25 protein-coding genes are annotated in these 26,949 nt (G+C 40.9%); 9 read left to right on the top strand and 16 right to left on the bottom strand.

Annotation, left to right across the window (positions count from 1 at the left end):
- Positions 1–184 precede the first annotated feature (184 nt).
- Both hslO and hslR read right to left on the bottom strand, forming a co-directional pair.
- Entirely contained in the window at positions 185–1,045 is an 861-nt protein-coding gene (hslO, locus tag L4F93_RS04975; protein ID WP_250351396.1) for an Hsp33 family molecular chaperone HslO, read from the bottom strand.
- A 105-nt stretch (positions 1,046–1,150) separates the two neighbouring features.
- Complete coding sequence (hslR, locus tag L4F93_RS04970) at positions 1,151–1,564, bottom strand: ribosome-associated heat shock protein Hsp15 (RefSeq protein WP_250351395.1); 414 nt, start codon at positions 1,562–1,564, stop codon at positions 1,151–1,153.
- A 134-nt stretch (positions 1,565–1,698) separates the two neighbouring features.
- Here hslR and L4F93_RS04965 point away from each other — a divergent pair, with 134 nt between their 5' ends.
- The 8 genes from L4F93_RS04965 (at position 1,699) to L4F93_RS04930 (ending at position 9,657) form a co-directional block, all read left to right on the top strand.
- A complete protein-coding gene (locus tag L4F93_RS04965) occupies positions 1,699–3,723 on the top strand; it encodes an OPT family oligopeptide transporter (RefSeq protein WP_250351394.1) in 2,025 nt (674 codons plus the stop codon).
- 166 nt (positions 3,724–3,889) lie between these two features.
- Positions 3,890–4,660, top strand: a complete 771-nt coding sequence (cysQ, locus tag L4F93_RS04960; protein ID WP_250351629.1) for a 3'(2'),5'-bisphosphate nucleotidase CysQ — start codon at positions 3,890–3,892, stop codon at positions 4,658–4,660.
- 70 nt (positions 4,661–4,730) lie between these two features.
- Positions 4,731–6,224 (top strand): glucose-6-phosphate dehydrogenase, encoded by a 1,494-nt coding sequence (gene zwf / locus L4F93_RS04955; protein ID WP_250351393.1) that lies wholly within the window; start codon positions 4,731–4,733, stop codon positions 6,222–6,224.
- 40 nt (positions 6,225–6,264) lie between these two features.
- Positions 6,265–6,963, top strand: a complete 699-nt coding sequence (gene pgl / locus L4F93_RS04950; RefSeq protein WP_250351392.1) for a 6-phosphogluconolactonase — start codon at positions 6,265–6,267, stop codon at positions 6,961–6,963.
- 49 nt (positions 6,964–7,012) lie between these two features.
- The gene (locus L4F93_RS04945; protein WP_250351391.1) at positions 7,013–7,447 is read left to right on the top strand and encodes a nucleotidyltransferase substrate binding protein; all 435 of its coding nucleotides are present in this window, start codon (positions 7,013–7,015) and stop codon (positions 7,445–7,447) included.
- Positions 7,440–7,751: a nucleotidyltransferase family protein gene (locus L4F93_RS04940; protein ID WP_250351628.1), complete on the top strand. Its 312-nt coding sequence runs from the start codon at positions 7,440–7,442 to the stop codon at positions 7,749–7,751. Before L4F93_RS04945 ends, L4F93_RS04940 begins: the two co-directional genes overlap by 8 nt.
- A 46-nt stretch (positions 7,752–7,797) precedes the next feature.
- Positions 7,798–9,252, top strand: coding sequence for a decarboxylating NADP(+)-dependent phosphogluconate dehydrogenase (gene gnd / locus L4F93_RS04935; RefSeq protein WP_250351390.1), 1,455 nt, complete (start codon positions 7,798–7,800; stop codon positions 9,250–9,252).
- A 120-nt stretch (positions 9,253–9,372) separates the two neighbouring features.
- The gene (locus tag L4F93_RS04930; protein ID WP_250351389.1) at positions 9,373–9,657 is read left to right on the top strand and encodes a YfcZ/YiiS family protein; all 285 of its coding nucleotides are present in this window, start codon (positions 9,373–9,375) and stop codon (positions 9,655–9,657) included.
- A gap of 161 nt (positions 9,658–9,818) precedes the next feature.
- Here L4F93_RS04930 and iolG read toward each other — a convergent pair whose 3' ends face one another.
- From iolG to yiaK, 13 genes are all read right to left on the bottom strand, one after another.
- Positions 9,819–10,829 (bottom strand): inositol 2-dehydrogenase, encoded by a 1,011-nt coding sequence (iolG, locus tag L4F93_RS04925; protein WP_250351388.1) that lies wholly within the window; start codon positions 10,827–10,829, stop codon positions 9,819–9,821.
- A gap of 1 nt (position 10,830) precedes the next feature.
- Positions 10,831–11,727: a myo-inosose-2 dehydratase gene (gene iolE / locus L4F93_RS04920; RefSeq protein WP_250351387.1), complete on the bottom strand. Its 897-nt coding sequence runs from the start codon at positions 11,725–11,727 to the stop codon at positions 10,831–10,833.
- A 27-nt stretch (positions 11,728–11,754) separates the two neighbouring features.
- Positions 11,755–13,695: a 3D-(3,5/4)-trihydroxycyclohexane-1,2-dione acylhydrolase (decyclizing) gene (iolD, locus tag L4F93_RS04915; protein ID WP_250351386.1), complete on the bottom strand. Its 1,941-nt coding sequence runs from the start codon at positions 13,693–13,695 to the stop codon at positions 11,755–11,757.
- Positions 13,696–13,928: 233 nt separating this feature from the next.
- Positions 13,929–15,926 (bottom strand): transketolase, encoded by a 1,998-nt coding sequence (gene tkt, locus L4F93_RS04910; protein WP_250351385.1) that lies wholly within the window; start codon positions 15,924–15,926, stop codon positions 13,929–13,931.
- Between the two features lie 168 nt (positions 15,927–16,094).
- Entirely contained in the window at positions 16,095–16,772 is a 678-nt protein-coding gene (locus tag L4F93_RS04905; RefSeq protein WP_250351384.1) for a 3-keto-L-gulonate-6-phosphate decarboxylase UlaD, read from the bottom strand.
- A gap of 12 nt (positions 16,773–16,784) precedes the next feature.
- Positions 16,785–17,480, bottom strand: coding sequence for an L-ribulose-5-phosphate 4-epimerase (gene araD, locus L4F93_RS04900; RefSeq protein WP_250350878.1), 696 nt, complete (start codon positions 17,478–17,480; stop codon positions 16,785–16,787).
- Entirely contained in the window at positions 17,474–18,334 is an 861-nt protein-coding gene (locus tag L4F93_RS04895) for an L-ribulose-5-phosphate 3-epimerase (protein WP_250351383.1), read from the bottom strand. Before L4F93_RS04895 ends, araD begins: the two co-directional genes overlap by 7 nt.
- 46 nt (positions 18,335–18,380) lie before the next feature.
- A complete protein-coding gene (locus tag L4F93_RS04890) occupies positions 18,381–19,832 on the bottom strand; it encodes an FGGY-family carbohydrate kinase (protein ID WP_250351382.1) in 1,452 nt (483 codons plus the stop codon).
- Positions 19,833–19,955: 123 nt separating this feature from the next.
- Positions 19,956–20,942, bottom strand: a complete 987-nt coding sequence (locus L4F93_RS04885) for a TRAP transporter substrate-binding protein (RefSeq protein ID WP_250351381.1) — start codon at positions 20,940–20,942, stop codon at positions 19,956–19,958.
- 16 nt (positions 20,943–20,958) lie between these two features.
- Positions 20,959–22,239 (bottom strand): TRAP transporter large permease subunit, encoded by a 1,281-nt coding sequence (locus tag L4F93_RS04880; RefSeq protein WP_250351380.1) that lies wholly within the window; start codon positions 22,237–22,239, stop codon positions 20,959–20,961.
- On the bottom strand, positions 22,236–22,718 hold the full coding sequence (locus L4F93_RS04875; RefSeq protein WP_250351379.1) for a TRAP transporter small permease: 483 nt from the start codon (positions 22,716–22,718) through the stop codon (positions 22,236–22,238). The genes L4F93_RS04880 and L4F93_RS04875 overlap by 4 nt, the downstream gene beginning before the upstream one ends.
- Before the next feature lie 8 nt (positions 22,719–22,726).
- The gene (locus L4F93_RS04870; RefSeq protein WP_250351378.1) at positions 22,727–23,191 is read right to left on the bottom strand and encodes a YhcH/YjgK/YiaL family protein; all 465 of its coding nucleotides are present in this window, start codon (positions 23,189–23,191) and stop codon (positions 22,727–22,729) included.
- A 23-nt stretch (positions 23,192–23,214) separates the two neighbouring features.
- A complete protein-coding gene (gene yiaK, locus L4F93_RS04865; protein ID WP_250351377.1) occupies positions 23,215–24,213 on the bottom strand; it encodes a 3-dehydro-L-gulonate 2-dehydrogenase in 999 nt (332 codons plus the stop codon).
- A 234-nt stretch (positions 24,214–24,447) separates the two neighbouring features.
- Here yiaK and L4F93_RS04860 point away from each other — a divergent pair, with 234 nt between their 5' ends.
- A complete protein-coding gene (locus L4F93_RS04860; protein WP_250351376.1) occupies positions 24,448–25,263 on the top strand; it encodes an IclR family transcriptional regulator in 816 nt (271 codons plus the stop codon).
- 212 nt (positions 25,264–25,475) lie between these two features.
- Here L4F93_RS04860 and L4F93_RS04855 read toward each other — a convergent pair whose 3' ends face one another.
- The gene (locus L4F93_RS04855) at positions 25,476–26,771 is read right to left on the bottom strand and encodes an ammonium transporter (RefSeq protein WP_250351375.1); all 1,296 of its coding nucleotides are present in this window, start codon (positions 26,769–26,771) and stop codon (positions 25,476–25,478) included.
- Positions 26,772–26,949: the final 178 nt, after the last annotated feature.

Below are 26,949 nucleotides of genomic sequence, written 5' to 3'. Positions count from 1 at the left end.
TGAGGGCTATTTTATGCAAAGAAGATGAAAAAAAATGTTAGGTAGATCGCAAAATCAGAAAAAAACAGCTTACTCACTCAAAATAGTTAATTTTTATGACCTTAATCAAAAAATAAATTGAAAAATATGAGAAATAAAAAAGCACGAACCCAGTCCGTGCTTTCTTTGTTATTGTTTATGAGGGTTACTCTCGCAATTTCTCAATTGCTTCTTTATTAAAGAAATAATGCGTGCCGCAACATTCACATTGCATATCAATGCTACCATTATGCTCTGCAAGAATTTCATCAATTTCATTTTCTGGTAGTAAAAGCAATGCACTTCCTGAACGCTCTTGGGTGCAGCCACAGAAAAATTCCACATTTTGTGCGGGATAAATTTCTACGGTTTCTTCGTGATATAAACGGTAAAGTAGCTCTTCGGCACTTAATCCAAAGATTTCCTCATCTTTTACCGTCGCAGTCAGCGTAGCAAGATGCTCAAAATCCCCTTCTTCGCCCACGCCGTCAGGCATTACTTGCAATAACATTCCTGCTGCCACAGGTTCGCCATTCAATTCGCCCGTACGAATAATTAACTGCGTTTGTAACTGTTCAGAACGTACAAAATAATCTTCTAAACATTCCGTAATCGTCGGTTTATCTAAGCTAATCACACCTTGATAACGTTCCCCTTCAGTAGGCGTAATAGTGATGACTAACACCCCTTTACCAATCATTTCACTTAGTGTCATCTCATCACGTACTTCACCTTGTAAACGGGCTAATGCGCGGATTTTTTGATCATCCGAACCATTCACTAAGGCTAAAGAAAGTGGTCCATCACCTTGAATTTGTACGGTAATACTGCCATTAAATTTTAATGTGGCGGTGAGTAAACTGGTTGCCACCATCATTTCACCCAGTAAGTTTTGCACCACTTTCGGATAATGGTGGGTATTTAAGGTCTCTTTAAAACTTTGATTTAACCGTACCCATTCACCACGTACCGCTCGATGTTTAAATAAATAACGATAAAGTTTGTCGTTGTCAGCTTGATATGTCATATTGTCCTCAATAATACTTAAATAACGCCAAGTACAGATTAGATCAATGAGTTCATTAACTTGGCAATTTGCCTTTATATTGGGATCATTCTACAAATAACAAGGCTACTCTTGATATTTAAACTTAAGTAAATCTCGTCGCTCTTTTTTATTTGGTCGGCGTTCAGGGTTTGGCATAGAAAGGGCATTATTTTTGCGTGCAATGGCCCATTTTTCCCGTTTTTCAACACTCTGTGCGGTTTCTTGATATAATAATTGTGCTTCTGGCGCACCACGTCGCTGGGTGGAAAGGGCTAACACTTGCACTTCTTTTTCTTCATTGCCTTGACGTAATTTGATCAATGCGCCCACTTCGACGGTTTTATTCGGTTTAGTACGCTGATTATTGTAATGGACTTTACCGCCATCGATCATTTCTTTTGCGATGGTACGCGTCTTATAAAATCGAGCTGCCCAAAGCCATTTATCTAGACGAACTTCATCATTTTTATCCGCATTACGCACGTTTTGTTTTGCCATTTCTTTCTCCTAATCAAGTGCGGTCATTTTTTATCGTATTTTATGCCATAACGGAAGATGAAAACAAAAAATTGATCTTATTAGATAAAATTGATATAGAATGAAATGTTTTTATTACAAAATTTGGGAGAAATATGCAAACTTCGTATCACTCAGCGCCAAGTTTAAAAGAACTTACCTTCCGAGGAATGTTCTTAGGTGCGTTAATTACGGTGATTTTCACCGCATCAAATGTCTATTTAGGCTTAAAGGTGGGGCTAACTTTTGCTTCATCCATTCCTGCCGCTGTAATCTCTATGGCAGTATTAAAAATGTTTTCTGGGTCAACTATTCTAGAAAATAATATGGTACAAACCCAAGCCTCTGCCGCAGGTACACTCTCTTCGGTGATTTTTGTTATCCCGGGCTTATTAATGATGGGATATTGGCAAGATTTTCCATTCTGGCAAACCCTTTTAATTTGTGCATCAGGGGGAATTTTAGGGGTGATTTTCACTGTCCCGTTGCGTCAAGTGATGGTGGCTAAAAGTGATTTACCTTATCCTGAAGGGGTTGCTGCGGCTGAAATTCTTAAAGCAGGAAATCACCAAGAAGGAGAAAATGATACAGGTATCAAAGAAATTGCGACTGGAGGTATCATTGCTGCAATAGTCAGTTTTGCAACAAATGGCTTGCGCATTATTGCTGATGGGGCAAGTTTATGGTTTAAAGGTGGTAATGCAGTTTTCCAAGTACCGATGGGGTTTTCTTTCGCTTTATTAGGCGCAGGTTATTTAGTCGGTATTGTCGGTGGTATTGCAATTTTAATCGGTATTTTTCTCACTTGGGGAATTGCTGTTCCCTATTTCACTAGCGCATCATCAATGCCTGTTGATGGCGAGATGATTAGCTATGCAATGGGTATTTGGAAAAGTAAAGTGCGTTTTATTGGTGTGGGTACCATTGGTATTGCGGCGATTTGGACCTTACTTGTCTTAATGAAGCCTATGATCCAAGGAATGGCACAATCTTTCCGAGCATTAAAAGATCCATCAGCGCAAAGTAGTGAACGTACTCAGTTAGATTTATCACCTAAATCAATGATCTATATCACGATTACATCTGTTGCATTAATTATGGTTGCATTACACCATTTTATCGCAGAAGCGCCAATTGCGACTGAGTATGCCTTCTTATTTGTTATTGTATGTACGCTATTAGCAGTATTTATTGGTTTCTTCGTTGCTGCAGCCTGTGGATATATGGCTGGACTTGTAGGATCATCATCTAGCCCAATTTCAGGAATTGGAATCATTTCTGTGGTACTTATTTCCTTAACCTTACTCGCATTAGGTAAATTCACAGGGCTTATTGAAAGCGCAGAAGGAATGAAATTTTTAACTGCACTGACTATTTTTTCTGGTTCTATTGTGGTTACCACAGCGGCAATCTCAAATGACAACTTACAAGATTTAAAAACAGGGCTATTAGTTGAAGCCACACCTTGGCGTCAGCAAGTCGCACTGATTATCGGTTGTGTTGTTGGTGCATTAGTTATTGCCCCAGTATTAGAAATTCTTTATCACGCTTATGGCTTTACGGGAGCATTACCACGCGCTGATATGGATCCTTCTCAAGCACTTTCAGCGCCACAAGCAACCTTAATGACTACCATTGCAACAGGTATTTTTTCTAGCAATTTAGAATGGTCTTATATCTTTATGGGGATTGGATTAGGTTTAGTCCTCATTATGCTTGATCTTCTATTGAAAAAAGCAAGCCATAATCGTTTTGCGTTACCTGCACTTGCCGTGGGAATGGGGATTTATTTACCACCTGTTGTAAATATGCCAATTGTCATTGGTGCGGTACTGGCTTGGTTTATTAATCGCCATTTAACCGCTTATGCCCATCGTAATGGTAAAAATGTGGAAGAAGTGAAGAAAAAAGCCGATCGCTACGGTACGCTATTTGCCGCAGGCTTAATCGTTGGGGAAAGTTTAATTGGCGTTATCCTTGCCTTCATTATTGCTGCCTCCGTGACTTCTGGTGGCTCAGATGCACCATTAGCACTTTCGCTGGAAAACTGGGATAGCACAGCAGAATGGCTTGGTTTCGCGGTCTTTATCGCGGGTATCGTGATTTATGCATTACGTGTACTTCGGGCGAAAAAAGGATAAGCGATAATCTGTTTCAATTTATCTCTATTTGTTAATTAAGGGCAAGATAATACTTGCCCTTTTTTCTTTTTATCCCCTTTGCTATACTCATTTCATTATCTGGATCTGGTTCATCTTTTGGGAGGCGGTTTTGTTATTTGATTCTTCTTTATTACAATCGGTACTAATGATCGCAGAACAAGCGGGCCATCACCTCAATCGGTTTTACAACAAAAATCTTACTTCATACATAAAAGCGGATAATACCCCAGTTACAGAAGCAGATCTTTTTGTCAGTCAATTTTTAATGGAAAAGCTTCGCGCCCTTACCCCTGCTTATCCCGTCTTATCAGAAGAATATTGTAAAATCCCTTTTCACGAAAGACAGCAATGGCAAACCTATTGGCTTGTTGATCCCTTAGATGGCACGCAACAATTTATCAATCGCACAGGGCATTTTTCAGTATTAATTGCCTTGGTACATCATCATCGCCCTGTGCTAGGTGTGATTCATTGCCCGCAAACCAAACAAACCTATTACGCCGCACAGGGCTTAGGCGCCTATAAAAAAACAACTCAAAAAACCACCGCACTTAACAGACAACCGGTTAATTTATCACAGCCCATTCGTATTGTTGTGGGATCGCATTCTGCGAAAAAGAAAGTGCGGTCAATTTTGCAACCAAATTTTAATTACCATTTTGAGATTATTGGCTCAAGTGGCATAAAAAGCGTAAAAGTTGCAGAAGGGGCGGCAGATTGTTATATTCGATTAGGCGAAACAGGGGAATGGGATACCGCAGCAGCTGAAATTATTTTAGCTGAAATGGGCGGTAAAATTTTTGATCGCCATTTCCAGCCACTCACTTACAATCAGCGTGAAAGCTTAGTAAACCCTGATTTTGTTATGGTGGCAGACGCACAATTAAACTGGCACAACATCTTTCAATTTAATTAATGAGAACTATTGGTAATTTGCCGAGTTTGCGCATATTATTACCACTCTTTTAAAAATGGATAGCAATCATATGACAAACCACAACGCAGAAAAAAACTGTATCGTGATTTTTGGGGCATCAGGTGATTTAACGCACCGTAAATTAATCCCTGCACTTTACAACTTATACAAACTCGGGCGTTTAGCGGAAGATTTCTCCGTGCTAGGCGTAGCAAGAACAGAAATGACGGATGAGCAATTCCGCACAAAAATGCGTCAAGCCTTAATCAAGACAGAAAAAGCGGAAGGCGAAATACTTGAGCAATTTTGCAGCCATCTGTATTACCAAACCATCAACACCTCTGATGCCAAAGATTACGCCAAACTCGTGCCTCGCTTAACCGAATTGCACGAAAAATATCACACTGAAGGCAACACACTTTATTATATGTCCACACCACCAAGCCTGTACGGCGTGATTCCTGAATGTCTTGCGGCACACGGGTTAAATACCGAAGACTATGGCTGGAAGCGTTTAATTGTGGAAAAACCCTTTGGCTATGATATTAAAACTGCCAAAACACTTGATATTCAAATTCATCGCTTTTTTGAAGAACATCAAATCTATCGTATCGACCATTATCTTGGCAAAGAAACCGTTCAAAACTTATTAGTATTACGTTTTTCTAATGGTCTATTTGAGCCGTTATGGAACCGTAATTTCATTGATTATATTGAAATTACTGGGGCTGAACAGCTTGGTGTAGAAGAACGTGGAGGATATTACGATGGCTCTGGCGCAATGCGTGATATGTTCCAAAATCACCTATTACAAGTGCTTGCGATGGTTGCAATGGAACCGCCCGCCATTATTAACGCGGATTCAATGCGTGATGAAGTGGCAAAAGTATTGCATTGCCTACACCCATTAAGTGAAGAAGATGTGAAAAATAATCTCGTGCTAGGGCAATATACTCGTGGCGTTATTGACGGTAAAGAGGTTAAGGGCTACCTTGAAGAAAAAGGCGTACCACCGGATTCTAATACTGAAACTTATATGGCATTACGTTGTGAAATTGATAACTGGCGTTGGGCTGGCGTGCCGTTTTATATCCGTACAGGAAAACGCTTACCAACCCGCGTAACTGAAGTGGTTATTCATTTTAAAACGACGCCACACCCAGTATTTAGCCAAAATGCCCCTGAAAATAAACTGATTATTCGTATTCAGCCTGATGAAGGTATTTCAATGCGTTTTGGTTTGAAAAAGCCGGGCGCAGGTTTTGAAGCAAAAGAAGTCTCAATGGATTTCCGCTATGCGGATCTTGCTCAACCAAGCTTATTAAGTGCTTATGATCGTTTATTACTGGACGCAATGAAAGGCGATGCCACCTTGTTTGCGCGTACTGATGCCGTACACGCCTGTTGGAAATTTGTGCAACCTATTTTAGATTACAAAGCCGCTCGTGGACGTATTTATGACTATGAAGCCGGCACTTGGGGGCCAAAGGAAGCCGATAAACTGATTGCACGCACAGGACGAGTTTGGCGTAAACCAAGTGGGCTGATGAAGAAAAAAGTATAATATCTTTCCCTCAATGATTGAGAGGAAATGGGAGAACACAATGAACACCGTTATTTTTGATAATGCGCAATGTGCGGTAGAAAAAATTGCTGAAGAATTAAAGCAATATAGTCTTGCAGGACGCCCTGTGCATATTTCTCTTTCAGGTGGCAGCACGCCAAAACTTTTGTTCAAAACCTTGGCAACAGCACCGTATAACCAAGCTATCCAATGGCAAAACTTGCATTTTTGGTGGGGCGATGATCGTATGGTTGCGCCTTCTGATCCTGAAAGCAATTATGGCGAAGTGCAAAAATTATTGTTCGATCATATTGCGATTCCAGCAGAAAATATTCACCGCATTCGTGGTGAAGCCCCTGTGGAGCAGGAACTCTCACGCTTCCAAAATGAACTTGCAGAAGTCGTGCCAAACGGCGAGTTTGATTGGATTATTTTGGGTATGGGGGCAGACGGGCATACCGCTTCATTATTCCCACATCAAACCAATTTTGATGACGAGAGTTTAGCAGTGATTGCCAAACATCCAGAAACAGGGCAAGTGCGAATTTCCAAAACCGCCAAATTGCTTGAGCAAGCCAAACGCATTACCTATTTGGTAACAGGGGGAGCTAAAGCGGAAATTTTAAAAGAAATTCAAAGCACGCCAGCCGAAAATCTGCCTTACCCCGCCGCGAAAATCAAGGCGAAAAATGGCGTAACGGAGTGGTATTTGGATAAAGAGGCAGCAAAGTTGTTGTAATAAAATAAAAGTGCGGTGATTTTTTAGCAAATTTTTATTGGGAAAATAAATGGAGCAACTGGATCTCTCAGCCTTAGAAAAGGCGTTTAATTCACTTGAAATGACCTTAGCCAAATTGGCGGATAAGCAATGGTTTACAGCACAAGAAAATATTGTGCAAGATACCCTTATCGCTGGTTGCATTCAAAAATTTGAATTCGTTTATGAGTTAAGCATCAAAATGATGAAACGCCAATTAAAACTGATTGCAGAAGCCCCCGATGAAATTGACAGTGCAGATTTCCGTGATATTTTGCGTTTGAGTGCAAAAGCAGGCTTAATTGAGCAAGTGGAAGATTGGTTGCTCTATCGCAAAATGCGCAACGTCACCTCGCATACTTACGATCAAAATAAGGCGCAACAAGTTTATGAACAAATGATCGGTTTTTTAGCTTCCGCCAAGAACTTGCTCAACCAATTACAGCAGCGTAATAATGATGATTGATATTCAACCCCAACATCTTGAAATTGTAGAAAAAATACTCCGCACTTACTTGAGCGAGTATGAAGTGCGTGCCTTTGGCTCAAGGGTAAAAGGCACAGCACATCCCTTTTCAGATCTCGATTTAGTGGTAATGACAACACAGCCCCTTTCCTTAAGAACGCTGTGTAAAGTAGAAAACGCTTTTTCAGAAAGCGATTTACCTTGGCAAGTGGATCTTGTGGATTGGGCAGCAACATCATCAGAATTTCAGCAGATTATTTTGCAGAAATCTGTGGTTATTCAACAACAGATTTCATCAACCTAGCCTTTCATAAAGGCAGCAACTGATTATAACGAAACAGGAGAAAGTTATGAGTCAAAAAGGCGATATCGGCGTTATCGGTTTAGCGGTAATGGGACAAAACTTAATTTTAAATATGAATGACCACGGCTTTAAAGTGGTGGCGTATAACCGTACTACCTCAAAAGTGGACGAATTTTTAGAAGGCGCGGCAAAAGGCACAAATATTATTGGCGCTTACTCGCTAGAAGATTTGGCGAGCAAATTAGAAAAACCGCGCAAAGTGATGTTAATGGTACGTGCAGGTGAAGTGGTTGATCAATTTATCAATGCCTTACTACCTCACTTAGAAGAAGGCGACATCATTATTGACGGGGGAAACTCAAACTACCCAGACACTAACCGCCGCGTGAAAGAATTAGCAGAAAAAGGCATTCGTTTTGTCGGTGCTGGTGTCTCTGGTGGTGAAGAAGGTGCGCGCCACGGGCCATCTATTATGCCCGGTGGTAACGCTGAAGCTTGGCCTTATGTGAAACCTATTTTGCAAGCGATTTCCGCCAAAACAGATAAAGGCGAACCTTGCTGTGATTGGGTTGGGCAAGAAGGCGCTGGACATTTCGTCAAAATGGTGCATAACGGCATTGAATACGGTGATATGCAATTAATTTGTGAAGCTTACCAATTCTTAAAAGATGGCTTAGGCTTAAGCTATGAAGAAATGCAACAGATTTTTGCTGAATGGAAAAAAACAGAACTAGATAGCTACCTGATCGACATCACCACCGATATTCTTGGCTATAAAGATAGTGATGGTGAGCCATTAGTTGAAAAAATTCTGGATACCGCGGGACAAAAAGGAACGGGTAAATGGACAGGAATTAATGCCCTTGATTTCGGCATTCCACTCACTTTGATTACAGAATCTGTGTTTGCACGCTGCGTTTCTTCCTTTAAAGATCAACGTATTGCCGCCTCTAAATTGTTCAACAAAACCATTCAGCCTGTGGAAGGAGATAAACAGATTTGGATTGAAGCGGTGCGTAAAGCGTTACTTGCCTCAAAAATTATCTCTTATGCACAAGGCTTTATGTTAATCCGCGAAGCCTCTGAAAACTTCGGCTGGAATATTAACTATGGCGCAACCGCATTATTATGGCGTGAAGGCTGTATCATTCGTAGCCGTTTCTTAGGAAATATCCGTGATGCTTATGAAGCAAACCCAGATTTAATTTTCTTAGGATCAGATCCATACTTTAAAAACATCCTAGAAAATGCCTTAAGTGATTGGCGTAAAGTAGTGGCAAAATCTATCGAAGTGGGCATTCCAATGCCGTGTATGGCAAGTGCGATCACCTTCTTAGATGGCTACACTTCAGCAAATTTACCAGCTAACCTACTTCAAGCACAACGTGATTACTTCGGCGCACATACTTATGAACGTAAAGATAAAGCACGTGGTGAATTTTTCCATACTAACTGGACAGGACGTGGTGGTAATACCGCATCAACCACTTATGATGTGTAAATGATTAAAGAGCGATGAGATAACTCATCGCTTTTTTTGCATAAAAATAAAGTGCGGTATAAAATTTCAATATTTTTAAACCGCATTTATCATATAAAAATTAAAAATAGGAGTCATAAAATGAAAAAAGAGAATCCCGTAGAATGCGTTGGCTGTAATACCTTTGATGTCGGAACAATTATTGATAACAGTAATTGTACCAGCCATCTTGAACGTGTTTATACCAGCAAAGAAGACGCCGAACAGGCTTTAACCGAATTCACAGCCAAAGCGCGAAGTGCAGAAACTGAGCCTTGCCAAATTAAGGCAGAAATTACCCCGGTTGAAAATGGCTTTTTACTCAGCGCAGATTTTACCTTTAGCTGCCAAGCCGAATCCCTTATTTTTGAATTGGGGTTACGTTAATCAAACAAATCACAATGTAAAACAAGGTAGTGTTGATAACCACAATAAACGATATTGCGTACAGTCATATCGATGAGTTGTTAAATGTTTTGGAATACACATACATCTTGTTTACCCATAAAAAATGAGAGCTGTTTGGCTCTCATTTGTTTTCAATCCTTTTAAGCAATGTCACTCAACTTAACAGGTCGCCCTTCATCTAAAGATTTTTTTGCTGCAAGGGCAATAAGTACGGGTTGTAAACCATCGTTACCATTGACTAATGTGGGTTTATCATTCACCACTGAATCCACAAAGCATACCATTTCATCGGCAAAAGATTGCATATAGCGCTCTAAAAAAAAGTATTTTGGTTTTTCTGAGATAATGCCTGTTTCGCAAGAATATACTGCAGTAGAATCTGTATCATTACGCGTTTGTACTGCACCTTTTGACCCAAATACTTCCGCACGTTGATCATAACCATAAACGGCTTTACGACTATTATCAATTATGCCAATTGCGCCATTAGCTAATTTCAAGGTGATCACAGCAGTATCAATATCACCAGCCTCACCAATAGCTGGATCAACAAGTACACTACCTGTTGCATAAACTTCTATGACTTCACTGCCAGATAAATAGCGGATCATATCAAAATCGTGAATTGTCATATCAAAGAACATTCCTCCCGATACTTTAACATATTCTATCGGCGGTGCAGCTGGATCCCTTGAGGTAATACGAATTAAATGAGGCTCACCAATATCACCTGCAATTACACGTTGTTTTATTGCTTTGAAGTTATGATCAAAACGACGGTTAAATCCCACTTGGAATTTCACCCCAGCTTTTTCCACTTCTTTAAGCACTTCTTGAATGCGCGCCACATTCGCGTCAATTGGTTTTTCACAAAAAATATGCTTACCAGCCCGCGCTGCTTCGATAGAAATTGGGGCGTGGGTGTTGGTTGAAGAACAAACTAGCACAGCATCAATTTCAGGATCTTGCAGAATCTTTTGGTAATCATCATAAACATTTGGAATACCTATTTCTTTCGCCCATTGCTGAAGTTCATCTGTGACACGAATATCTGAAATAGCTTTAATTTCTGCCCCTTTAACATATTTACTAATGCTTTCAGAATGCACGCGGCCAATACGGCCAGCACCAATAATACCTACTTTAATCATATTAAACTCCTGCTACCTCTTTAATATATTTACGACCTTTCACCGCATATTCAAATGGATTAGCAACAGCAGGATCTTGTTCTGCTTCTACCACCATCCAGCCTTTGTAATTATGTCTATCTAAGATTTCAAAGATAGGTTTAAAATCAATCACGCCATCACCTGGTACAGTAAATGTTCCTTTTTTCACGCCTTCTAAAAAACTAAGATTTTTCGACCGCACTTCATTAACCACTTCATCACGAACATCTTTCAAATGAACGTGAATAATGCGATCGATATATTTCTCTAGGACATCAAGCATCGCGTGTTGAGAACCTTCAGAGTAGTACAAATGACCAGAATCAAATAAAAGATAGACATCATCATTTACTACGGACATATAACGATCAATTTCTTCTGGCGTTTGAATCCCTGTTCCCATATGGTGATGTAAACACACTCGCATTCCTTTTTCGGCTGCTAATTTAGCTAATTCATTGTACCCCTCAGCTAATAACTGCCATTCTGCATCCGTAAAAACCGTTTTCTCATTAAAAATTGATTTCGGTAAGCCTTGAATGCTGCGACTTTGTTCGGAACAGCCAATTACTTTCGCTCCCATTGCGTGTAAAAAATCACGATGTTTAATAAAATCTTGTAGAGTCTGCTCTTTTTTTCCATCCACAAAGAAAGTACTAAACCACGCGTTACAAATTTGTATGCCACGAACACTGAGCTTATGCTTCAATACGTCCACATCGCGCGGGTATTTATTTCCTACTTCACACCCTGTATAACCTGCCAGCGCCATTTCACTCACACATTGCTCAAAAGTATTCTCTGCGCCTAATTCAGGTAAGTCATCGTTTGTCCAACCAATAGGTGCAATCCCCAATCTTACATTTTCAGCTTTCATAATTTTTCCTTCTTAAACAATGAATAATTAATAACGTCTTGCTTCATTTATGCGTTTTACTGCATTTTCATAAGCCTGTTGAATTCGTTCTTTTTCGGAAACTTCTGCGACGCCAACGTGCCACCAACTGCCGTACGAATGCAACATTGTTTTCGGTAGTACTTTCACATCAATTAAGGTAGAGACAGATTGTTTTTGTGCATCATACAAGGCTTCGAACAGTTCTTCTTCTGTCGTTACACGGTAGGTTTTACAACCATAAGAAGCCGCATTCATAGCAAAATCAACGGGAACAAAACCGCCATTGAGCTTATTTGTTTCCGCATTTCTAAAACGAAATTCTGTCGCAAAGCTATCCATACCGTGTCCAATTTGAAGATTGTTAATACAACCATTGGTCATATTATCAAACAAGACTACATTAACTTTCTTGCCTTCTTGAATAGAGGTAACCAATTCAGAATGAAGCATCATATAAGAACCATCACCTAACAACGCATAAACTTCTCGTTGTGGCTGTGCTAATTTCACCCCAAGAGCAGCATTTACCTCATAGCCCATACAAGAATAACCATATTCCAAATGATAAGTATTAACACCTTTAGATTGCCATACTCGTTGTAAATCACCAGGTAAACTACCTGCTGCTCCAACAATCACATCATTATCCCCTAATGTTTCATTCAAAATACCCAGTACACGGCTTTGGGTTAAATGAGAATCAGTAAGCCTAATAAATTCTTCAAATACTTCTGCACGATTTAAATTATCATCTACTTCTGGGATAAAATTATTTTCGTTATAAGATAGGTGGTAAAGACGCTCCAATTCTTGTTCAAACTGTTGCTTAGCTTGAGAAATTGCTTCCCCCCACGCACTTTGATAGCCTGTTGATGCGAGAAGTGCGGTCAATTTTTCTAACGTTTCTTTTGCATCCGCAGTGATTTGTACACCATCTAATTTATAAGCATCAAAACGAGCAATATTGATGTTAAGATATTTCACTTCAGGGTGTTGGAAAATCCATTTTGAAGAAGTGGTAAAATCTGTATATCTTGTCCCAATACCAATAATTAGATCCGCTTCTTTGGCAAGTAAATTAGCAGATAAACACCCCGTTTCACCCACCCCGCCAACATTCAGATAATGGGAAGAAATCACCGCACTTTTTCCTGCTTGCGTCTCGGCAAAGGGGATATTATAGATTTCAGCAAAGGCTTTTAATTGTTCTGCTGCCTCTGAATAACGTACTCCACCACCACAAATAATAAGTGGTTTTTTCTTTGATTGAATTAATGCCAATGCATCTTGTAACATTGGTTCTGTTGGTAATGTACGCTCAATACGATGAATACGTTTTGTTAGGAATGCCTCTGGAAAATCATAAGCCTCCCCCTGTACATCTTGTGGCAAAGCAATCGTTACTGCCCCCGTTTCCGCTGGATCTGTCAGTACGCGCATTGCATTAATACAGGCTGTCATTAGCTGCTCTGGACGATTTACACGATCCCAATATTTACTCACCGCTCGAAAAGCATCATTCGTGCTAATACTTAAATCATAAGGTTGCTCAATTTGTTGCAACACTGGATCTGGCTGACGTGTCGCAAATACATCGCCCGGTAATAAAAGTAAAGGGATACGGTTGGCTGTTGCAGTTGCAGCAGCAGTAATCATATTCGCAGCACCTGGTCCAACTGAAGATGTACACGCATAGATTTGTTTACGTAATTTCTGTTTAGCAAAACCGATAGCAACGTGTGCCATTCCTTGTTCATTACGTCCTTGTCTAACGATTAAATCGCCTGAATTTTGCTCAAGCGCTTGTCCTAATCCCAGCACATTTCCGTGTCCAAAGATCCCAAAGATACCCTCAATAAACTTCGTCACTTTGCCATCAAATTCAACATACTGATTATCTAAGAATTTTATTAAGGCTTGTGCAACTGTCAGTCTAACTGTTTTCATCTTTCTCTCCTCGTTACCCTAAGACTTATTCAGGCACTATATAATCACACTTTCATTTCAAATAAAATAAAAATGAAAAATAAATTTCATTTTTGTGGCAGGGATCAAATTTTGAGAGAAAAGATTTGAAAAATATAGCAAGAACTCAGGATAATTCAGAGACTCTATACACAAACAAAAAAACCTTGAGCCGAAACTCAAGGTTTTTACCAAAATGACAGTGCGGTCAAAAATTATAGAATTTCTTTCGCTTTTGCGATGACATTTTCTACGGTAAAGCCGAACAGTTTGAATAATTCACCCGCTGGTGCTGATTCGCCAAAGGTGTTCATTCCCACGATTCGTCCACCAAAACCAACGTATTTATACCAAAATTCGCTAATGCCTGCTTCAATAGCAACACGTTTGGTCACGTTACTTGGCAACACGCTTTCACGGTATGCGTCATCTTGTTTGTCAAACACGTTAGTTGAAGGCATTGAAACCACACGCACGTTTTTACCTTCTTGACGAAGTTGCTCCGCGGCTTTTACGGCTAATTCAACTTCTGAACCAGTTGCAATGAAGATTAAATCTGGCGTACCTTCGCTATCTGTTAAAATATAACCACCACGTGCGACATTTGCTAATTGTGCTGGGGTTCTGTCCATTTGAGTTAAATTTTGGCGGCTGAAAATCATCGCGCTCGGGCCATCTTTACGCTCAATGGCGGCTTTCCACGCGACTGCTGATTCCACTTGGTCGCACGGACGCCACGTTTCTAAATTTGGGATTAAACGTAATGTCGCGGTTTGTTCTACTGGCTGGTGAGTTGGGCCATCTTCACCTAAACCAATGGAGTCGTGAGTATAAACAAATAACGCACGTTGTTTCATTAATGCTGCCATTCTTACGGCATTATGCGCATATTCCATAAACATTAAGAACGTTGCACCATAAGGAATGAAGCCACCGTGTAAGGCAATTCCATTCATAATGGCAGACATACCGAACTCACGCACACCGTAGTTGAGGTAATTACCATCTTGGTTTGCTGTTGCACGAATTGGGCGTGAACCTGACCATAAGGTTAAGTTAGACCCGGCTAAATCCGCTGAACCGCCTAACAATTCTGGCAATAATGGCGCATAAGCTTCAATGGCGTTCTGTGAGGCTTTACGGCTCGCAATGCTGGCAGGATTTGCTTGTAATTTTTCAATGAATGCTTGGCTTTCGGTTGTCCAATTCGCCGGTAATTCCCCGCTTAAGCGACGTTCAAGCTCAGCACTTAATTCAGGATAAGCTTGGCGATAGGCTGTCCATTTTTCATTCCACGCCTGTTCTGCTTGCTGACCTTTTTCTTTCGCATCCCATTGGGCATAAATTTCTGCTGGAATGTCAAACGGTGCGTAGTTCCATCCTAAATTTTTACGGGTTAAGGCGATTTCTTCCTCACCTAATGGCGCACCGTGACTGTCGTGTGAACCGGCTTTGTTTGGTGAGCCATAACCAATGGTTGTTTTACAGATAATCAAGGTTGGGCGATGTTTCTCTGCTTGCGCTTGTTTAATTGCCTCAGCAATGGCTTCGGGATTATGCCCGTCAATTTGACCAATGACTTGCCAATTATAGGCTTCAAAACGTTGTTTTGTGTTATCGGTGAACCAACCGTCTACTTCGCCATCAATGGAAATATTGTTGTCATCATAGAAAGCGATTAATTTGCCTAAGCCTAAGGTTCCCGCTAATGAACACGCCTCGTGTGAAATCCCTTCCATTAAACAGCCGTCACCCAAAAAGGCGTAAGTGTAGTGGTTGATAATTTCGTGGTCTGGGCGGTTAAATTGGGCAGCAAGGGTTTTCTCTGCAATTGCCATACCTACCGCATTGGTAATACCCTGACCTAATGGCCCGGTGGTGGTCTCTACGCCCGGTGCATAGCCATATTCAGGGTGTCCCGGAGTTTTGGAATGTAATTGACGGAATTGTTGAAGGTCGGAAATAGATAAATCATAGCCAGTAAGGTGTAATAAGCTATAAATAAGCATCGAGCCGTGACCATTTGATAACACAAATCTATCGCGGTTTGACCATTTAGGATTGGTTGGGTTATGTACTAAAAAATCACGCCATAATACTTCTGCAATATCCGCCATTCCCATTGGCGCCCCCGGATGCCCTGATTTGGCTTTTTGTACGGCATCCATACTTAAAAAACGAATGGCATTGGCTAATTCTTTTCGATTCGACATTTTTGTTCTCCTAGTTATCAAATGTAAAAACTGAATTCTGGCTATTCTACCCGATTTATTGTGAAAAAATAGCAATTAATTTGATTAGTATTTATAAGCTTTATGCCTAATGAATAAAAGATACCAAACATCATCGTTTGGTATCTGATAAGGGGCTGAAAGAATGCATTACGACCAGTAACGATCTATTTCAGTTAATATTGCGCTCGCCGTCGCTTGTCCGCTATCCCCAACCAACGCTCTGCCTGCAATAAAGGCTTTCACGTTTTTAATCTCTTTAAATAAATGAATATCTTGTGGAACAATGCCTCCCGTAATAGAAAGCGAAAAACCAAGTTCAGAAAGTTGTTTCATCAAGTGAAGATCCGTCTCTGTCCAGCCTTTCCCTGCTAATTCAGCATCTCTAGAACGGTGATAAATCGCCTGCGTTACACCGAGATCTAACCATTGTTTTGCATCATCAAGTGTCCAGTTACCATACAATTCAATTTGAATTTCTTTTTTTACTTTCAGATCGGGGTGGGCTTTATTAAAGGCGTCTGCAACTTGCTGACAACTTGCTTTGGTTGCTAGATGTGCTGCCGCCGAAACTGTCAGCCAATCAGCGCCGGCATCAAAGGCCATTTGCGCGAGAATTGCGCCACCATCGGTTGTTTTTAGATCACAGACAATAATATGTTCAGGATAAAGTGCGGTCAAAATTTTGACTGATTTCATTCCTTCTGCACAAGCTAAAATCGTCCCGACTTCAATCACATCAACAAAAGGGGCGGCCTGTTTGGCATCCACTAATCCTTTTTCAAGAGTTAGTGAATCTAATGCAATTTGTAATAACGGTTTTGCCATTATTGCCTCCTTTTACTGCCCATAATACGCATTTTTGCCGTGTTTACGCAAATAATGTTTATCCAATAACACGGGTTGCATTGAGGTTAAATTTGCATTTAACTGATGGCTGAATAAATTCATATAGCCAATTTCTTCTAACACAACCGCGTTATGCACCGCATTTTCCGCATCGCTTCCCCACGCAAAAGGTCCGTGTGAATGGACTAATACGGCTGGCACCTCTTTCGCATTAATCTTGCGTTGGCGGAAGGTTTCTACAATCACATTGCCGGTTTCAAGCTCGTAATTCCCGTTAATTTCTTCGTCAGTCATTTTTCGCGTACAAGGAATGCTGCCATAAAAATAATCCGCGTGGGTTGTGCCGGCGGCAATTAAATCTAATCCAGCTTGCGCCCAAATGGTGGCGTGCCGTGAGTGGGTATGCACAATCCCGCCAATGTCAGGAAATTGACGATACAGAGCAAGATGGGTTGGGGTATCTGAAGACGGTTTTTTATTTCCCCACACGCGTTCCCCTGTATGCATATCGACAATCACAATATCCTCTGCCGTCATCTTGTCATAGTCCACCCCTGATGGCTTAATGGCGAGCAGCCCTGAAGTGCGGTCTATTTCGCTGACATTTCCCCACGTAAAGGTGACCAAATGATGTTTTGGTAGGGCGAGATTGGCGTGTAACACTTTTTCGCGTAATTCGGCTAGCATTGGAATCCTCCTTGTTGCATTTGTTGTTCAATAAAACGGCGTGCGTTGATGATTTCTTCAATCGGTTCATCGGCTTTTTCTGTCCACATTTCAATGAGAAACGCCCCGCGATAATTTAGCTCGGCAAGGGTTTTAAAGCAGGTAACAAAATCTACGCAGCCTTTGCCAAAGGGGACATCGCGGAACTGTCCTTTGCAGGTTTCGGTAACTTTATAGGTGTCTTTCAAATGAATCGCGGAAATTTTTTCGATGCCTAATTGTAATTCTTCGACCACATTATCATTCCACGCAGAAAGATTGCCGAGGTCAGGATAGACAGTAAACCAAGGGGAGCGAATGAGGTTATCCCATTTTTTCCAGCGGGTAATGGAACTCATAAAGGGGGTATCCATAATTTCCATTGCAAGTGTGACTTGATTGCTTGCCGCTAACTCAACCGCCCATTCCATTCCTTGTTGAAAGCGTGCTAACGTACTTTCGTCTTGTTCTTCGTAATACACATCATAACCCGCTAATTGAATGGTGCGGATACCCACATCTACCGCCAACTGAATAGCTTTTTCCATAATCTCATAGGCTTTTTGGCGAAGCGTTTCGTCGTGACTGCCAAAAGGAAAGCGGCGATGGGCAGAAAGGCACATTGAGGGAATGGTGACGCCCGTATTGATAATGGCTTGCACCAGTTCAAGGCGTTGCGCCTTGCTCCAATCTAACCGGCTCAATCGTTCATCTGTTTCATCAATGGAGATTTCGACAAAATCAAAGCCACAGGCTTTGGCGATGGAAAGTCTATCTTGCCAGCTGATGTTTTTGGGTAGGGCCTTTTCGTAAATGCCGAGTTTGTGTTTTCTCATTGTTTCGTCCTAATAAAAAGTCATAAAATTTCAACCGCACTTTTGTTTACAGCAAGGCTTGTAATGCGGAAACAAACTGTTGATAACGCTGATATTTTTTCTGATAAATTGCAAAGTTTTGCGAATTAGGTATAAAGTATTGTTGTTTGGCTGTTATTGGCATTGTATGCCCTCGCGTGCCTTCCATTGCCATCATTGCCGCGCCAAGACAGCCTGTTTCTTCAATCTCAGGGACTTCAATTTTCATTCCCGTGAGATCAGCGAGCATTTGCATCCATACTTGGGATTTTGCAGGACCACCTGTAATACGCAACACTTGTGGATTAGGGAATCGTTGCAACATACGATCAAGGTGATATTTCATACTAAATAGCACACCTTCATAAATCGCTTGGAATAAATGCATTTTGTTGTGATGAGCTTGAATACCATAAAACCCTGATTTCATACCAAGCCCTGCATTTGAACCATATAAAAATGGCACAAAAAGCACCGCACTTTCACTGACGGGTAATGCGGCAACGCCATCATTGATGGTTTGATAACTCAGATTGCCCCATTCTTTTACAAACCATTCAAGATTGCCCGCTGAAGTGGGGCTAGCTTCGTGAATAATAAATTTGCCTTTTTGTGCATAACGTCCATATACGAAGGGAATGTGTTGAGTATCATCAATATGATCTGTCACGCCACTCACAACAGACCAAGTCCCTAACACGATATTTAATTTTGTTTCATCATCTAATCCAGCACAAAGTGCCGTAGAAACCACATCAAACAATCCCCCTACAACGGGCGTACCTTGGGCTAAGCCAGTGAGTTTGGCAGCTTCGGCATTGACGTAGCCGGCAATTTGATTGGCTTTGACAATTGGGGGCAGTTTTTCGGTGATGTGATCTAATCCAAGCATTTCCGCTAACTGAGGATCATAGTGTTGCGTCTGCATATTGTATAAATTGGATTCCGAAATATTGGTTTCTTCACAAGCCAATTCCCCCGTTAAACAAAAACGTAGGTAATCGTGCGACATCAAGATTGCCCCGATATTGTGATAACGCTCAGGTTCATAGTCTTTAAGCCAGCGTAAGATCGAAACAGGGTGTCCGGTCCATAATGTCTGCCGTGTGTGGGGATATAATTTTTCAGAAATCCCAGCTTGTTGCCATTGCCGTACAATTTCTAATGCGCGTTGATCTGAGGAAAGAATGGCTCGTCCAAGCGGGGCATTTTGTTGATCAAGTAAAAAAACACCTTTACCTTGAGCAGAAATGCCAACTCCTTTAATATGTGTCGGGCAGATCTCACTTTGCGTAATGGTCTTTTTGATGACGTTAGCACAAACTTGCCATAAATGCGTCATATCACGCTCCGCATAGCCGGCTTGCTCACTAATGACTGGCACATTTTCTCGTATGCAGGCAAACATTTTGCCCTTTGCATCAAATAATGCGGCTTTGATAAAGGTACCACCGCAATCAATGCCTAAATAGTAATCCATTCTTTCTACTCCAAACTGCAATTCATCAGGCAACCTCTTTTATTCTTCAATCAAAAAGTGGCGGTGTTCTATACAAAATGCGTAAAAATTACACCGCACTTTCTCTAATGATTGACCGATGAATTATTGTGCTAACGCATCAATTTCTTTTACTAAGGTATCGCCGTGTTTATCAATAAACGATTTGCGTACGTCCGCTTCAATTACTGTTTTAAATGGGGTAGTATCGACTTTTTCAATCACTTCTACCCCTGCTTTGCGTAAATTCGCGATAATCTCTTGTTCATTTTTTACATTCAGATCACGCTGATATTGCCCCGCTTCTTTTGCCGCAGAAACAATCGCTTGTTGTAATGCTGGGCTAAGCCCATCAAATTTGGCTTTGTTCATCACAACAATTAATGGCGTATAACCGTGATTGGTTTGGCTTAAATATTTTTGTACTTCATACAATTTTGCTGACCAGAAAATGCCAATGGGATGTTCTTGTGCATCCACCGCACGGGTTTCAAGCGCGGTATAAAGCTCTGAAAGTGGCATTGGAACGGGGTTTGCACCTAATAGGCTAAAGGCTTGAATGTACATTGGATTTTGGTTTGTACGCACTTTCAATCCTTTAATGTCTTCAGGTTTAGTTACGGGGTGTTTAGAATTAGAAAAGGCACGGAATCCGACGTCCCAAAATGCTAAGCCTTTTAATCCTTGCGCTTCAAGATCTTTCAATAACCCTTGTCCAATCTCACCGTCTAGCACTTTATACACGTGTTCACGATCTTTAAAAATAAACGGAATATCAATCACATTTAATTTCGGTTCTAACCCAGTAAAATTCGGTGAACCAGACATTTCAATATCAATAGTGCCGCCGCGTACTGCACTAATCATCGTTTGTGCATTACCTAAGGTGCTATCTGGAAATAAGCTGAGCTTTAATTCTCCTTTGGTTTTTTCTTTTAACAATTCATTAAATTTTTTCGCGGCAATGTGTTGTGTATCACTACGAGGAGCTTCATAACCAAAACGTAATGTGGTTGCCGCATTAGCGGTTGAAGCAAGCATAAACGCACTGGTTACTAAGGTTGCTAAGGTTTTTAGATTGAATAGTTTCATAGTTCTCTCCTTGGGTTTAAGGTTGCATCCACGAAAGTGGCGTTAAAATTAATGAAGGGACAAAGATGAAAGCAAAGAGCAAAATAATCATCATTAACATATAAGGTAAAATGCCTTTTGCGGCTTCATCAAATGGCAGTTTTGACACGCCCGTAATTACATTTAATACATTACCGACAGGTGGGGTAATTAACCCAATCGACGTATTTAAAATAAATAGCACGCCGAAATACACGGGATCAATGCCCGCCTCTTCAACTAGTGGCATTAACACAGGGGTTAAAATCAACACGGTTGGGGTTAAATCCATTACCATACCCACAATAAATACCACCAGCATAATGACAATCAGCAATAAAGTTGGTGAGTTAATCAAAGGTTCTAATAACTCTGTAATCATTTGAGGCAACTCTGCAACGGTGATGAGCCACCCCGTTACATTCGCAGCTGCCACTAAAAACATTACCACGCCGGTTGTTTTTGCTGCGGAAAATAACACTTTATATAACGCGCTGATCTTTAGTTCGCGATAGATAAATACTGCCACAAACAGGGCATAGAACGTCGCAACTGCCCCGGCTTCTGTTGGAGTGAAGATGCCTAAACGGAATCCGCCAATAATAATGACAGGTAATAACAACGCCCATACACTGTTTTTAAAGGAAATACATAGTTCTTGTTTTGTTGCTTTAGAAAATGTCATTAAATTAAGCCGTTTTGCTTGCCACCACCATAGTGCGGCTAGGCAACAGCCCATTAATACGCCGGGGAAGATACCTGCTAAGAAGAGTTTTGTAATGGATACCCCGCTCGCCACGCCAAACACAATAAACGGAATTGAAGGGGGAATGATCGGGGCAATAATACCCGCAGTACCAATTAATCCCGCAGAACGCCCTAAAGGGTAGCCTGTGGTTTTCATCATTGGTAATAACATTGCTGCCACTGCCGCGGTATCCGCCACCGCCGAGCCGGATAAACTTGCCATAATCATTGCAGCTAAAATAGCAACAAATCCTAGCCCACCACGCTTATGTCCGACTAATTTCATTGGCAAATCAATAATGCGTTTGGACAACCCGCCCTCATTCATAATTTCGCCGGCAAGAATAAAAAAGGGAATAGCCATTAATGAAAAGCTATCTGCACCGCTCACAATTTGTTGTGCCAAAATTTGAGCATCAAATAAATCCAAATGGATCATCAAGGCAATCCCACAAATTAAGAGTGAGAAAGCAACGGGAATACCTAAAATAATCGCACCGAGTAAAACAGAAAGGAAAATAATAACGGTCATTGAATGCCCCCTTTCAATAATAAACGAAGGTTTGCAACGAAACGTATGCTTAGCAGTAAGCCAATAAAGACACCAGCAACAACGCTTGCTAAGTAGGTGATCCCCTGTGGTAATCCAGAAATGGGGGCATAATTGGTTAAATTAAGCTCAAATTGTGTCCAGCCACCGCGAATAATCAAATAGCAACAGAACAACATAAGTCCGTCAGTCAATAGACTGAGAAGATGACGCTGATAAGCAGAAAGCTTATGGGTTAAAATCGTTACGTGAACGTGTTGATCATCATTAAAGGCTAAAATTGCGCCAAGGAAAGTCAGCCACACAAATAAATAGCGAGAGACTTCCTCGGTGATGTTAATACTACTGTTGAAGCCATAACGTAACACCACATTGAGAAAAACTAAGCACGACATCGTAGCAAGAATGCTCACCACGGTAATGCTGAGTGTTTTTTGAATAAAATTGACAAGAGATTTCATTTTTCACCTCAAATCTCACTGATTGCAATTTTGACGACAACCTTACGAATATTGCTAGATTGCAGATCAATACACGCAGGGCGATGAATGTCTTCAGGAAAGAAAATCGCAAAATTCCCTTTTCGCATAATCAATTCACTTTCATTTTCTGCATCTTGGTAAAACAGGATGTCTCTTTCCGCATTGTACGCTTGTGCAATCTGGTTATTGCCAAGATCTGGTGCAATACCGATACGTTCTTGCCCTGAATGTAGGTATTGCACATCAAGGTAACGACGATGAACTTCGGGCAAAATCTCAGATTTAGGCTTTGTTTCGAGATCTAAAACTTGGGCAAAAATCAACCGCTCTTTAATTTCATAACAGCCCGCAGGCAGGGTGTCAAAATCGGTATTTTTTAGATAAGCCAAGGCAATGTTAATCGCCTCGGGAAACCCATTATTATTTACATTAGAAATATGTCCAAAGTACATCCTGTCACTCCTTCTATTTCAGCTTATAAGGCTTTGAGTTTTGCCCATACCGTATCATCAACGGGAATGCCATTTGCTTTATTCTCCGCTAAAATCGTGGTAAATTCGTGTCCCGGCAGACGTATCGCCACCTCAGGATCAGCACGTTCCGCAGTACGGACATAATCCATAATACGTGTGAGTTTCTCTTCTTTGGTTTTTCCATCAATAAGACGATCCACTTCGATAGCAATAAACACTTGTGAAACACAGTATTCATCATCTTTATCTTCTGTCACGGCAGCGGTGGATAGCCCATTAGAAAGCAAGGTGGCGATCATATCTAGTACGATAGATAATCCCGACCCTTTCCAAAATCCCATTGGTAATAAACGACGATTATTTTCTACTGTGGCAGGATCGCGCGTTAAGTTGCCTTCATCATCAAATCCGGCATCAACAAATGTTTGTCGTCCAGCTAAACGGTGAACTTCTAACATTCCGTAGGAATACATCGAACAAGACATATCTACCATTGTAATTGGCGTAGTTGGGACAGCAACAATCAAAGGATTTGTGCCAATTCGACATTCTTTTGCTCCCCAAGGCGGCATTACTGCCAGTGCATTGGTCCAGCAAATGCCGATATAACCTTTCTCTGCAGCTTGCCAGCCGTAACTTCCTCCGCGCATCCAGTGGTTTGCGTTACGCAATGCCACCACGCCGATACCATATTGATCGGCAATTTCCATTGCACGATCCATCATTTTTTTAGCGGTTAAATTCCCCATTGCCTGATGGGCATCCCACTGTTCAACCGCCCCTAAAGAAAGCACTTTGGTCGGCACGGCTTCTGGCACAATGTCGCCATTTTCTAGTTGTTGAATAAAACGCGGAAAACGATTCACGCCGTGAGAATAAGCCCCCGCCTGCGTGGTATCTGCAAAGGCCGTTGCGCATTCTTCGGCAATCTCTTCACGGACATTACGTGCAAGCAACACGCGTTTAAATTCAGCTTTTAACTCATTATAAGAAACTAACATACTCACCTCTTATTTCATATTGTGAAATTATGTTTCATAAGTTACATTATGGCTATGTAGAAAGTCAATCTTAAAGAGAAAATAAAACCCATTAAAAATCAATATGTTAAAAACATTTTTCTAGAATTGTGATCTATATCTCAATTAATCGAAATAATATTTCACAATGTGAAATAGAAAAGGAAGTAAAAATTCATTATACTTCTGGCTAACAGAAAAGAGAGGAGCAACCTTATGTCAGACGATAAATCCAATGGAAATCAGAGCTTAAGTCGTGGTTTAAGATTACTTGAAATTTTGAGCAATTACCCGAATGGCTGCCCATTAGCAAAATTATCAGAGATTGCGCAGCTCAATAAAAGTACCGTACATAGATTATTACAAGGCTTACAAAGTGAAGGTTATGTACAGCCTACGGCAACCGCTGGCAATTATCGTTTAACTACAAAATGCTTGAGTATTGGGCAAAAAATCTTAATGTCGTTAAATATTATTAATATTGCCGCTCCTTATTTAGAAGCGCTGAATTTAACCTTAGGCGAAACTGTGAATTTTTCTAAACGGGAAAACGACTATGCCATTATGATCTATAAATTAGAACCGACAACAGGAATGCTGAGAACACAGGCCTATATTGGGCAACGTTTACCCCTTTATTGTTCCGCGATGGGTAAACTTTATCTCGCCTATGAAAAAAATAAAGATTATCTGCCACATTATTGGCAAAGCCAAGCCGAGAATATCAAACCACTCACGGCAAATACCGTAACCCATCTTCCTTTAATGGAAAAAGAACTGAATGATATTCGACAAGAGCAATTTGCAATGGATCGTGAAGAAAATGAAATTGGCGTTGTTTGCGTTGCCTGCCCGATTTTTAATTATCAAGGAAATGTGGATTATGCCGTTTCGGTGTCAATGTCGTCTTATAAATTAAAACAATTAGGCATTCCCTATCTGTTGAATGAAATTCAAAAAACAGCGCTACTTATTTCACAAGAATTGGGGTATAAGCCAGATCACGCTCTGCCACAGCCGAAAAAACAATAGAAAAAAGCACCGCACTTTGATTTGTCCATAAAAGTGAAACCATATCTCAATGGATTAAGGGCTGATAGGGGTGTTTCTGTTAGCTGTATCCCTTGCTAATATTAAGCGTGAATACACGGAAAAGGAAATAAATTATCTCCCAAGTCAGAAAGAAGAATTTCAACGTTCAACGCATAAAAAAATCAGGAGCTACGCTCCTGATAAGCCCCTGATTATTCCAAACGTTCACCGTGAGAAATCAGATCTAAACCTTGGCGTTCTTCATCTAAGGTGACACGAAGATCCATACATTTATTCATTATCCATAATAGAAGCAGTGAGATAATACTGCTATACACTAAAGTAATAATAACACTTTCAATTTGTAACCAAAGGCTTGCGTTATTATTTCCAGTCACTTCACTCGAAACAAAAATCCCCGTTAAGATTGCCCCAGCAATGCCGCCCATTCCGTGAATACCAAAGGCATCAAGAGAATCATCGTAGCCTAATTTGTATTTCAGTTTGGTAACAGTAAAGAAACAAATTACACTGGTAATCGCACCAATCCATACCGCACTTTGTGGTAGTACAAAGCCGGCAGCAGGGGTTATCCCGACTAATCCTGCTATTGCCCCTGAGGCAAGACCTAATGCAGAGGGTTTATATTTACTGACAACTTCGCAAAGCACCCAAGTTAATGCCCCCACGGCGGCAGAAATTTGTGTGGTTGCAAGCGCCATTCCCGCACGGCTATCTGCGGCTAAGGCAGATCCCGCATTAAAACCAAACCAGCCAACCCATAACATCGCACAACCAATGAGGGTTAAGGTGAGGTTATGCGGCGCCATAACTTCTTTTCCATAGCCATAACGCTTTCCGATGAAAATTGCCGCACATAATCCGGCTACACCCGCATTGATATGAATGACTGTTCCACCGGCATAATCTAATACCCCATCTTCAGCCAACCAACCGCCAATCCCCCATACCCAGTGCGCCGTTGGAACATAAACCAGCAATGTCCATAAACCGACAAAAATTAGCACCGCACTAAATTTCATTCGCTCGGCAAATGCCCCTGTCATAATGGCGCCTGCAATGATGGCAAAGGCCATCTGAAATAGCATAAAAACAGACTCTGGAATTGTGCTTGCTCCGGGATAGACAGTGAGTTTTTCTTCTGTGGTGAGTACATTTAACCCTTGCAAAAAGAGACGATCAAATCCACCAATAAAGGCGTTATTTGGGGTGAAGGCTAGGCTATAACCACATATAAACCAAATTACCGCAATCAAACTACAGGCAGCAAAACTTTGCACCATAACGGATAAAATATTCTTTTTTCTTACCATTCCAGCATAAAATAATGCCAAGCCCGGGATCGTCATAAATAACACTAAAATCGTCGATAGCATCATCCAAGCGGTATCGCCAGTATTGATGACCGAAAAAGGTTGTAGCCAATCAACGGCTTTTGCTGTCAGGGGAAAGCATAAAAGCATTAATAACCCACTATATTTTTTCATTTTAATATCCTCTCATTGCGTTAAATTGCCGTTTTATTGCTTGCTTTTGGAGGGATAAGTTTTTATCACCCTTTCCACAAATGCCATTACCAAACAGGTAAATCACAAATAACAAAATAATGAAAAATAAAGATTTCGTCAAATAAAAAAGAAAAAAGAATGAAAATAAATTAAAAAT

This window comes from Avibacterium sp. 20-132, from assembly GCF_023611925.1.
In the GTDB taxonomy this organism is placed as follows: domain Bacteria; phylum Pseudomonadota; class Gammaproteobacteria; order Enterobacterales; family Pasteurellaceae; genus Avibacterium.
This window is presented reverse-complemented; position numbering and strand designations above follow the sequence as displayed.